This window comes from Serratia aquatilis (assembly GCF_044865145.1).
GTDB classification, from domain to species: Bacteria; Pseudomonadota; Gammaproteobacteria; order Enterobacterales; family Enterobacteriaceae; genus Chania; species Chania aquatilis.
Genome location: NZ_CP173186.1, coordinates 2,074,028 through 2,085,742 on the forward strand (window position 1 = coordinate 2,074,028; position 11,715 = coordinate 2,085,742).

Consider the following 11,715-nt stretch of genomic DNA (forward strand, 5'->3'; position numbering starts at 1 on the left):
TTTTAAACGGGAGCTGTTATCTGCAATGTTTTCTCAATGTCGAGTGGCGCAGTCGGCCACTCGGTAATGGGTTGTAGCCGCTAGGCTGCTAGTCTTCGCGGGCTGGGTATCCGGCCTCGCTTAGCGCCGCGTAGAAAGCACTTTCCTGCAAAGCACTTTCGATCCTGACTTCACGTGTGGGCGGGTCGGTTTCGATTTGGGCCTGCGGGTCGACGCTCAGCAGTGCCTTGGTGACGGACTTGGCGCAGCCGCCGCAGGTCATGTTTGGGATGTTAAAACTCAGCATTTTGACTCTCTTGGTTAATATGTCCCCCAACTGTGGGGGCTGATTACGTGACAAGGTCAATCGCTTTCAACCGGGTGATACTTCACTCGGCGTGACTCAGTGCGCTAAGGTTTTGCTTCTCCGGTTCATTGACACGTGCATCGACTGACATAGGGGCCTTGAATCGTTTGAGTCGCAGCGCGTTGCCAAGTACAAAGACGCTGGAGAGTGCCATCGCGGCGGCGGCAAAGATCGGTGAAAGCAGGGTGCCGTTCACTGGGTAGAGTGCACCTGCTGCAACCGGGATAAGCACCGCGTTATAGGCAAAGGCCCAGAACAGGTTCTGCTTGATGTTGCGGATTGTCGCCTGACTGAGCGCGATAGCATTCGGCACGCCACGCAGATCGCCGGACATCAGCACCACGTCGGCGGCTTCTATTGCCACATCGGTACCTGTGCCGATGGCGAGCCCAACGTCCGCTTCGGCCAGAGCCGGTGCATCGTTGATGCCATCGCCCACGAAGGCTACCCGTGCACCATTAATGCGGAACTGCTTCAGGGCCGCGACCTTGCCATCGGGCAACACTTCGGCGGCCACTTCATCAATGCCTAACTGCTTGGCGATTGCCGCTGCCGTTGCTGCGTTGTCGCCAGTGATCATGGCCACCTTGAGGCCGAGCGCATGTAGCGCCTTGATCGCCTCAGGCGTCGTTTCTTTGATCGGATCGGCGACCGCAATCACTGCCGCCAGGCGGCCATCAATCGCCGCATAGAGCGGGCTCTTGCCTTGTTCACCCAGACGTTGTGCGGCGGGCAGGAAGCTCGCCACATCGAGGCCCAGTTGCGTCATAAAGCGGTCCGCGCCAACGGACACGGTCCGGCCCGCGATCCGCGCCGATACGCCAAAGCCCGGAGTGGCTTCAAAATCCTCGATGGGCGCGAGTGTGATATCCCGCTGCTTTGCCGCCGCCACTATCGCTTCAGCAATCGGGTGTTCGGAACGGGTTTCGACCGCTGCAACCAGTGCGAGCACCTCGTTATATTCGAAACCCTCAGCGGGAAAGAGATCGGTCAGTTCTGGGCGCCCTTTAGTCAGCGTACCAGTTTTATCGAGCGCGATGACGCTCACATCGCGCAGTGCCTGCAAGGCTTCCCCTTTGCGGAACAGCACGCCGATCTCGGCGGCGCGGCCTGTGCCAACCATAATAGAGGTTGGCGTGGCCAGCCCCATGGCGCAAGGGCAGGCGATGATCAGCACCGCGACCGCATTGACCAGCGCGAAGGTCAACGCCGGGGCTGGCCCGAAGATCAGCCACACCAGGAAGGTCAGCGCAGCTGCAGCCATTACCGCAGGTACAAACCACATGGTCACCTTGTCGACCAGGGCCTGGATCGGCAGCTTGGAACCCTGCGCTTCCTCAACCAGACGGATGATCTGCGCAAGCACGGTATTGGCACCGATCTTGGTGACGCGGAAACTGAAAGCGCCCGTTTTGTTAATCGTGCCACCGACCACTGCGGCCCCAACGCCCTTCGAAACGGGCACCGGCTCACCAGTGATCATGCTCTCGTCAACATAAGAGGCACCTTCGATAACCTCGCCGTCGACCGGGACTTTCTCGCCGGGGCGAACGAACACAACGTCACCGGTCGTGACCTGATCGAGCGGGATCTCTACCGTCTGGCCGTCGCGCTCAATGCGCGCAGTCTTGGGCTGAAGCCCGACAAGCCGCTTGATGGCCTGCGAGGTTCGCCCTTTGGCGCGTGACTCGAGCATGCGTCCTAGCAGGATCAGGGTGACGATAACCGCCGCAGCCTCAAAATAGACGTTGGCGGTACCTTCCGGCAGTACAGCGGAGGCGAAGGTTGCGACCACCGAATAGCCGTAGGCTGCCGCCGTACCGACCGCCACCAGCGAGTTCATGTCGGGGGCACCACGCAGCAACGCGGGTATGCCCTTGCGAAAGAAGCGCAGACCCGGACCAAACAGCACGATGGTGGTAAGTGCGAACTGAAGATACCAACTCGTTTGCATCCCCAAGACCATCATTACCCACTGATGTATGGCGGGGATCAGGTGCGAACCCATCTCGAGGATGAAGATCGGCAGGGTGAGGACGGCGGCAACCGACAATGAGCGCTGTAGTGCCCGCGCCTCGCTTTCGCGACGCTCGGTGTCCTGATCGTTGGCATTGGCCGTCTCGGCCGACAAGCGACGGGCCTTATAACCCGCCAATTCCACCGCCGCTTCAAGATCGGCAGTGGAGACCACTCCGGCCAAGTGCCGCACTCGTGCACGCTCTGTTGCCAGGTTAACGTTGGCTTCAAGCACCCCGGGAACGTGCTTGAGCGCCTTCTCGACCCGGCCTACACAGGATGCGCAGGTCATTTCTTCGATGGCGAGCTCGGTGGTTTCTTCGCGGACGGCGTAGCCTGCGCCTTCAACAGCGCTGGCTGCCGCCTGCGGATCGGCCTGGCCGCTGAAAGTGATGTCGGCGCGCTCCGTGGCGAGATTGACTGCCGCCGTCTGCACACCGGGGACAGCTTTCAACGCACGTTCGACCCGGCCGACACAGGATGCACAAGTCATGCCTTCGACCGGCAGGCTCAGGCGATTGACCACAGACGCGGATGAATTAGTGCCTGATTGGAGAGCCATTGTTGTACTCCTTGAATGTGACTGAGGAAGAAAAGCTTAAAGCTTCCCACCGCGGGAAGGTCAAGGGCTGTTGGTTTTTATTTCGCAATGCTCAGGTTCGGCGTGCCGTCGGTGCCGCTACAGTTGCGATCTGCCTCGGTGCAAATTTCCCAGCCGCCGCCTAGCGCCTTGTAAATGCTGACAACGGCAAGCCGCTGATCGGTGCGAGCGACCGTCAGCGCACGTCGGCTTGTGAAGTCGGATCGTTCGGCTTCGAGGACTTCCAGGTACAGACCTTCACCGGCTAAAAAACGTATTCGGGCAAGACGTGCCGCCTGACGATTGGCGTTTGACTCCAACAGACGCAGTTCCAGCGTACTGCCAGCGGCTGCATAGCTTTTAAAGGCGTCATCTGTTTCCTGCAGTGCACGTAATACGGTCTGGTCGTAGACGATCAACGCCTGTTTCGTGCGCGCTTCGCTAGCGGCGATTTGAGCGCGTATGCGCCCGTGATCGAGAAGCGACCAGCGAATTACCGGCCCTAAGAAACTGGCAAACGACCCCGCACCATTCATGGCATCCAGGTTACCTACCACCAGTCCGATGGAGCCTTGTATCTGCACCTCGGGGTAGAGACCGGCAGTTTCTACCCCAATCCGTGCGGTCGCCGCAGCCAGGGCCCGTTCGGCCGCCGCAACATCGGCCCGGCGTGAGAGAAGCGCCGAGGGTTCGCCGACGGCGATGGTTCGAATAACCAGTGTCTCGCGCAGCGGCTGGCCAGTGGGTGGCGTGAACGTTTGGGGAGCAATGCCAAGCAGGATTGCCAGGGCATTGGCAGAACCCGCACGACGGCGCTCCAATTCGGGTAGGGTCACCTCGACATTGCGTAACAAGGCTTCGGCACGCAGTCGGTCGAATTCGCTGGCAGATCCGTTATTCACCAGACGCTCGACCAGCGCCAGGCTTTCACGCTGGCTTTGAGTAATATCAGTGGCGACAGCGAATTCCGCCTCGATACCGCGTAGCTCGAACCAGGTGGCGGCCACGGCCGCCGTAACGCCAGCCTGTACACCTCGCAGCAGCGCCTCGCGGGAACCCGCTTGCGCCTGTGCTGCCTCCACCGACCGCCGCACGCGGCCAAAGAGATCGATTTCCCAGGCAGCGTCAACCGCGCCGCGATAGGTTTCGCTGCTACGTGGTTGCCCTGGTAGCGTCTCGACCTCACTCAAACGACGGGTTTCATAGCTGAGAGCAGGACCGCCGCTAGGCAGGAAGCCCTGATAGTTGCCGCGCAGTATCGCCTTTGCCTCGTCGAGCCGTGCGGCAGCGATCCCGATATCATGGTTCGCCGCGAGCGCCTGCTGGATCAAGGTGGCAAGCGCCGGGTCGTCGAAGTTGTTCCACCACGCTACCTCGACCGCTGCCGAATTGAGGCCGGCGATGGGTTTACCGAAGCTGCTGGGCAGGCGAGACTCAGGCGGCGAGTAGTCGGGGCCGACCGCTGCACATCCGGTCAGCAGCAGCGCACTCAGGGGCAACAGTATGGCTTGATAGAAATTCCTCATGACTTGCGCCCCTCGGTACGCGCCTTCACTCTTGACCTGTAACGCTCGAAGCCGGTTGCCAGGCCGCGCATGGCGACATAAAAGACCGGCGTCAGGAACAGGCCGAACAGCGTTACGCCGAGCATGCCTGCGAAGACCGCAATCCCCATGGCTTGGCGCATCTCTGCACCGGCCCCGCTGGCCAGTACCAGTGGCACCACGCCAGCGATAAAGGCCAGCGAGGTCATCAGAATAGGCCGCAGCCGCAGCCTGCAAGCCTCGATCACCGCGTCAATGGTACTTGCCCCCGCGTTTTCCCGGTTGTGGGCAAATTCGACGATCAGGATCGCGTTTTTTGCGGCCAGACCGACGAGCACGATGAGTCCGATCTGGACGAAAATGTTGTTATCGCCGCCTACCAGCCAGACGCCAATGATGGCGCTCAGTAGACACATCGGCACGATCAGCAGGACCGCCAAGGGTAGCAGCCAACTGTTGTATTGCGCGGCGAGGATAAGATAGGCCAACAACACACACAGCGGGAAGATAAACAACGCTGAATCCCCGGCCAGCTTTTGCTGGTAGGTGAGGTCGGTCCATTCGAAATTCATCCCTTCGGGTAGGACTTCTTGCGCCAGACGTTCCATCAGCGCCACCGCCTGTCCTGAACTGACGCCGTCCATCGCCCCACCCGAGATATCGGCAGAAGGATAACCGTTGTAGTGGGTCACGCGGTCTGGGCCAGAGCCGGGCGTGACGCTGACAAACGAGGATAAAGGCAGCATATCCCCGGCTGCGTTGCGAACCTGCAAGCGGCCAATGGCTTCAGCCTGCATGCGGTGCTCAGCATCGGCTTGCGCCGTGACTTTATAGGTACGACCGAAGCGGTTGAAGTCGTTGACATAGAGTGAACCAAGATAGACCTGCAGTGACTCGAATACGTCCGCCAGACGGACCCCCTGGCTCTTGACCTGGGTTCGGTCAATGGCGATGTCGAGCTGCGGCGCATTGACATCAAAGCTAGTGAGAAGCCCGGCCACCTGTCCAGATTCGGTGGCTTTGGTCATCAGGACTTTCGTCTGTTGAGCTAAGGCATCAAGCCCGGCACCGCCACGATCCTCTAGCTGCATCTTGAAGCCACCGGTAGCACCAAGCCCGGGCACGGGTGGCGGTGGGAATACGCCAAGGAAGCCGTCTGGGATACTGGAGAACTTCGCTTGCAGACGCCCGGCAATGGCGGTCGCAGCGAGATCGGGCGTTGCACGATCCTTGAACGGGTCGAGCATGATGAACATGACTGCGGCGTTCGGCACGTTGACGAAGCCGCTGATCGAAAGCCCTGGAAACGCCACGATGCTTTCGACGCCGGGTTCAGCCAGTGCCAGCTTCGACATTTGTCTGACAACGGCGTCGGTGCGATCCAACGATGCCGAGTTAGGCAACTGGGCAATCCCTACCAGATAATATTTATCCTGTATCGGCACGAAGCCTGGCGGAACGGCCTGGAACCCAAAGAAGGTCAGTGCGAGCAGCCCGCCGTAAGCCAGCAGCACGATGCCGCTGACCCGCACGACTTTACGAACCGTGTTGCCATAAGCCTCTGGTGCACGCTGGAATGGCCGGCCAAGTTTATGCAACACACGCTCGGCACGGCCACGCAGGCTGAGTGGATTATGTACGACCCCTACCTTGCGTGGTCGAAGCAATAGTCCGGCGAGCGCCGGGCTGAGCGTGAGCGAATTGATCGCCGACAAGATGGTCGAGATGGCGATGGTGAGTGCAAACTGGCGATAGAACTCACCCTGCAGGCCGCTCAGGAAGGCGGTTGGGATGAAAACAGCGGCGAGCACCGAGGTTATGGCGATGATAGGGCCGGTAACCTCGTCCATGGCGCGCCTTGCGGCTTGCGGGGGATCTTCGTCATTTTCGATGTGCCGTTCGACATTCTCGACCACCACGATGGCGTCATCGACGACTATCCCGATTGACAGTACCAGGCCGAACAGCGACAGGGTGTTGAGTGAGAATCCCATCAGATGCATGATGGCGAAGGTACCGATAAGCGACACGGGTACTGCCATCAGAGGGATCAGCGACGCTCGCCAGTTGCGCAGGAATAACACCACGACGATGACGACGAGAAAGATGGCCTCCAGCAATGTGGTCGCCACAGACTCGAGCGAGGCACGGACAAAAACTGTTGGATCATAGGCGATGCGCGAATTCAATCCTTCCGGGAAGTTGCCCTCGAGCCGCTGCATGGTCGCCCGGATCTGTTGTGCAACGTCGAGTGCATTGGCACCCGGACTCTGAACGATCTGCAACGCGACCGCCGATTCGCCGTCAAGCAAACTGCGCAGTGCGTAGGCATCGGCTCCCATTTCAATGCGTGCAACATCACGCAAGCGCACGATCTGCCCATTGCTGCCGGTGTGAATGATGATGTCGCCAAACTGTTCTTCGTCGGTCAAACGCCCGAGCGTGTTTACCGTTACCTGAAAGGCGGCACTGGAGTTGGGCATCTGGCCGACAGAACCGGCCGCTACCTGAACGTTCTGTTCGCGCACTGCGGCAATCACATCACCCGCCGTCAGCCCGCGTGCGGCGATCAAGTCTGGATCCAGCCACAGTCGCATACTGTATTCACCGGCACCCCATACCAGAACGTCGCTGACTCCCGGAATGCGGGACAATTCGTCACGCACCTGAAGATAGGCGTAATTAGAGATATACAGGGGATCGTAGCGTTGGTCCGGTGATAGCAGATGCACCACCATCAGAATGTCTGGTGAGGTTTTCTGTGTGACGACCCCCTGCCGCTGAACCTCTTCAGGCAAGCGTGGCAACGCGCGTGAAACTCGGTTCTGCACCTGGATTTGTGCCATATCGGCATTGGTCCCCTGGGCAAAAGTGACTGTAAGGATCATGCGGCCATCGGTTACCGATTGGGACGACATATACAGCATGCCCTCGACCCCGGTGATTGCCTGCTCGAGCGGCGCGGCTACCGTTTCAGCGATCACCTGCGGGTTGGCACCCGTATAGGAGGCAGTTACTTGCACGGTCGGCGGTGTTACAGCCGGATACTCGCTAAGCGGTAACTGGAAGAAGGCGACGATCCCGGCAAGCACCATCAGAATCGAGAGGACGATGGCAAAGATCGGGCGGTCGATAAAGAAGCGAGGGAAAGTCATGGCGCGGCTCCTGCAGTCTGCGGCATCACGATGGGAGTACCGTCAATCGAAGCTGACTGTGGTGTGATCTGCATACCAGGGCCGACCAGCCCTTTGACGACGATGCGCTCGCCCGGCTGCACACCCTGTTCGATAACCCGTAGATCGTCGATCACCGGGCCAAGCTCGACGGGCCGGTACTCCGTCTTGTCATCTTTACCAACAATCAGCACGTAGCGGCGGCCCTGATCGGTACCAATCGATTGATCGGCGACCAGCACTCTGGCTTGCGGCGCTCCTGTTTCCAGTTTGACCTTGGCAAACAGGCCGGGTGTCAATTGCCCATCGGGGTTGTCGATCACTGCGCGGACACGTACCGTCCCGGTACCACGATCGCTGGTGTTAGAGAGGAAATCGACACGCCCTGGCCGTGAATAGGTTTTATCGGTGAGCAGAGCTACGCTCACCTTGGCCGCCTGCTGCCCTTGTAGCGTAGCGCTGGCGCGGCCTGCGGCGAGGGATTGCAAATAGGTGCGTTCGTCGACATCGAAATAAACGTGGAGCGGACTGATTGAGACGATGGTGGTAAGTGGCGTCACGCCACTGGTGACATAGTTGCCCTCGGTGACCAGAACCTGGCCGACTCGGCCAGCGATTGGTGCGGTGACGCGGGTGAAGCTCATATCAAGCTGCGCCGCCTCCAACGCCGCCTTGGCGGCATCGACCTGTGCTTTACCTGCATTCAACGAGGCGGTTGCGATGTCGAGGCGCTCACGAGCAACGACCTTCTGGTTGAACAACTGCCGGGTGCGTGCAAATTCCGTCTGGGCCAGCAGCGATGCCGCTTCAGCCTCGCGTAAATGTGCCTGGGCGGCGTTCAATGCGGTTTGGAATAGCCGTGGATCAATACGAAACAACTCGCTACCCTTTTCGACGAACTGTCCTTCGGGCACGCTCACTTCCTGGATGTAGCCTGCAACCCGGGGACGCAGCTCCACTCGTTTGACTGCGGTCAGCGATCCGGTTAACTCGATAAATGGCGTCACCGGGCGAACGACCACCTCGGCCACTGGCACAGTGGGTGGCGTCGCGGGAGCGGCAGAGGACGCTGTCTCCTCACATCCGGCGATAGCGAGTGCGACGCCCATCGTCGCAGCGATCACGGTTAGGTGTTTGACCTTCATCTTTTTTCCTTTAGCGACTGGCGTCGACCTGGATTTTATGAGCCGAAGCAGCTCCTGTTGCATTTATCCGACTTGCCACGTTTGGAAGGTCAACCGTTATTTTTGGGATTTGAGCGTCCCGTTGTTTTGTGTTGTTGACTGGTACTCTCTTGCGCTAGGGCATTTATATTGCGGCTTATGTCGCGCAGTGAGGGAATAAGGGCGGTGCTGCATTCAAGGCGTAAAAAAACCGATAAACGTTAAATCGGTTTTTTTTACGATCCGTTGCCAAGCTAAAGGCTATTTTCCATCAATCAAGCCGTTATCGCCGAACTCGGCTCAAGGCCTGAGTTCAAACAGTGCGGGTAACGCGGGGCGGTTGGAGGGAACCTTGCGGAATTGACTAAACCCTGCGACCTCGGCCATTTCCCGCGCGCGACCCTCACCCATGCAGGCCCCAAGCCCGGCACCGCCGTGCGACAACGAGCAGGTCATACAATAGAGGGTGCTCTGCGGGTACATCATTCGACCAAACAGGTTCATATTTTCGTCGAGCTCTTCGGAAAGGTTGAGCTCCACCATCAGGAAGGTGCCGTCGTCGGCGGTCGAGGCGCGTAAATCCTTCATCATCTGCTGCGGGTCGGTGGCATCGTGGATCACGACGAAAGTCGTTACGAAGTCGAACTTCTTGCCGGCGAGAGCCCCGGAATCATTGACCTCAAACTGCACCCGATCACTGACTCCTGCGGCCACCGCATTCGCGCGTGCTCGTTCGATAGAGGGCGGGTGGAAATCACAGCCAAAGATGTGTGCTTCCGGGAACGCCTTGGCCATAGTGATCGCTGCCAGCCCGCTACCGCAGCCAAAATCAAGCACGCTACCCCCTTGTTCCAGCTTTGCTTTGACGTCGGTAAGCGACGGGATCCAGTGCTGGACCAGAAAATGCTTGTACCAGGGCATCGTCATACGCTCCATGCCTTCCCATGTCTCAATCGGGAATGACTCTTCCGGAGCACCGCCACCGTGGCGGAAGGCCTCAACGACTTTGGGGGCCATGCTGACGAACGGAACGCTCAACTGGATGATCCCACCGGCAAAGTAGGGGGAGTCCTCATCGGCGAGAACAGGAACATATTCGTCCGGCATCTGATAACGTTTGGTTTCCCGGTCGTAGGTCACGTAGTTGCCGGTCACCATGCTACCTAACCATTCACGTAGGTAACGCGCATTGAGATTGGTTTGCTGAGCCAACTCCTCCACGGTTATCGGCTTGGCATATGCTAGCGCTTTAAACAAGCCCAATTGGTCACCGATGTAGAGCATTGCGCCCCGCAGGGTGTTGCCGTAATCCTCCATGATGCGTGCGGAAAATTGCTCAACCTTCGCGGTATCTATCTTGATAGCTTCTGACATTGTTCTCTCCAAAATTTACAATATGGCCGCCTGTAGCGGTTGATATTTCAGTTATGGCGGCTGCCAACTTTGGCCAGCACGTTGTCAATGATGTTTTCGGACATGCCGAGGTGCGTCCTGGGTTCGAACAACTGAGCCAGTGCTCCCGGCTCTATGGCGGCGATCACCCGAGGATCGGACTCGACCGCCTCGCGGATCGACACCCGGTCTCGTTGGCACGCTTGGCTGAGCTCAAAGATAATTTGGTACGCACTGCTCTTGCCGAGCTTTTTTGCCATTTCGAACATCACCGCCTCGGTGCAGATGGCATCGCCAAAGGCGTGTGCGTTGCGCTCCATCGTCTTGTCATTGACCGTGAGCCCGTCGATCGTCTCCGTCAGTAGTGCCAGCGCCATCAGCGCATAGTGGGAGACATCGGCGACTGCACACCACTCCAGGCGAGTTCCACGGTAGTCCCGCTCGTGTTCCAGGATCATCGCGTCCAGCGCGAGCATCACCTGAGCCTTGGCCAGGCGCGCCAGCACTACGATCTGCTCGCATCCCTCAGGGTTGCGTTTGTGGGGCATGGTACTGCTGCCGATCTGCTGCTCCGTCCAACCCACCTCAACTTCGCCAAGCTCCCAGCGATTCAGGGTGCGGATCTCATCGGCCACGCGGGCCAGGGAGGCGGTCATCATTGCCAGCGTGCTCACGAACTCCGCGACACGGTCGCGAGCGACGTGCCAGCCGGCCAAAGGGACTTTCAAGGACAGCCGATGCGCGAAGCACTCCAGCATCGCTATGGCTTCAGGCCCAAAGGCCGCCATGGTGCCGACGCCGCCGTACATTTGCACTACCAGTACCCGCTGGCGTGCTTCTGCAAGGCGTTCGCGATGCCGTAACAGCTCGTCAATCCACCCAGCCACTTTCAGCGCAAACGTGGTAGGCAACGCTGGGATCGAGTGCGTTCTGGCGACCATCAGCGAATTGCGGTGGGCGTTTGCCAGCACCGTGAGTTTATCCAGCAGAATATCAAGTGCGGGTTCCAGCGCATCCAGCACGTCGCGCATCTCGAGCGACTGGGCAGTATCCTGAATGTCCTGAGTGGTGGCACCGTAATGAACGTACTCACTGGCGCTGGCAGTGCAGTTTTTCTGCAGGGCGTTTAGCAGTGGCATCAGCGAGTGCCCGGTGGTGGTGATGCCATCGGCAACCTGTTGCACATTGATCGTCGAAATATTTGCCGCGCGCTCGATATCGAGCGCAGCCTGTAGGGGGATCATGTGGACATCCGCCTGAGCCAAGGCCAGCGCAGCTTCCACATCCAGCCACCGCTGTAGGCGGCAGTGACTGCAGAAGATTTTCCGGCTGACAACGCCCGCATAGCCACCCCCGTGGGTTTTCGAGTCCAGAATATGGCTGTGTTCGTGCTGGCAATCCGCCACTTGGGCGCGAGCTTTTTTACTCCTCTCTGGGCGTGCGGTAAAAGAAAAAGAAGAAGAGGCTCTCGCTTTTAACGATTGTGATTCCATCATAAATC

Annotated in this window: 7 protein-coding genes; all 7 read right to left on the reverse strand. The window is 59.0% G+C overall.

Annotated features, from left to right (window positions below):
- Positions 1–88: 88 nt before the first annotated feature.
- The 7 genes from SAQUA_RS09230 to SAQUA_RS09260 all read right to left on the reverse strand — a co-directional run bounded on the left by SAQUA_RS09230 (position 89) and on the right by SAQUA_RS09260 (position 11,710).
- Entirely contained in the window at positions 89–340 is a 252-nt protein-coding gene (locus SAQUA_RS09230) for a heavy-metal-associated domain-containing protein (protein ID WP_380672831.1), read from the reverse strand.
- Between the two features lie 28 nt (positions 341–368).
- Positions 369–2,924, reverse strand: a complete 2,556-nt coding sequence (locus SAQUA_RS09235; RefSeq protein ID WP_380672833.1) for a heavy metal translocating P-type ATPase — start codon at positions 2,922–2,924, stop codon at positions 369–371.
- Positions 2,925–3,001: 77 nt separating this feature from the next.
- Positions 3,002–4,468, reverse strand: coding sequence for an efflux transporter outer membrane subunit (locus SAQUA_RS09240; RefSeq protein ID WP_380672835.1), 1,467 nt, complete (start codon positions 4,466–4,468; stop codon positions 3,002–3,004).
- Positions 4,465–7,641 (reverse strand): efflux RND transporter permease subunit, encoded by a 3,177-nt coding sequence (locus SAQUA_RS09245; protein ID WP_380672837.1) that lies wholly within the window; start codon positions 7,639–7,641, stop codon positions 4,465–4,467. Before SAQUA_RS09245 ends, SAQUA_RS09240 begins: the two co-directional genes overlap by 4 nt.
- Positions 7,638–8,867, reverse strand: a complete 1,230-nt coding sequence (locus SAQUA_RS09250) for an efflux RND transporter periplasmic adaptor subunit (protein WP_380672839.1) — start codon at positions 8,865–8,867, stop codon at positions 7,638–7,640. Before SAQUA_RS09250 ends, SAQUA_RS09245 begins: the two co-directional genes overlap by 4 nt.
- A gap of 255 nt (positions 8,868–9,122) precedes the next feature.
- Positions 9,123–10,196 (reverse strand): class I SAM-dependent methyltransferase, encoded by a 1,074-nt coding sequence (locus tag SAQUA_RS09255; RefSeq protein ID WP_380672841.1) that lies wholly within the window; start codon positions 10,194–10,196, stop codon positions 9,123–9,125.
- Between the two features lie 47 nt (positions 10,197–10,243).
- Positions 10,244–11,710 carry an adenylosuccinate lyase family protein gene (locus SAQUA_RS09260; protein ID WP_380672843.1) on the reverse strand — a complete coding sequence of 489 codons (1,467 nt, stop codon included), beginning with the start codon at positions 11,708–11,710 and terminating at the stop codon, positions 10,244–10,246.
- Positions 11,711–11,715: the final 5 nt, after the last annotated feature.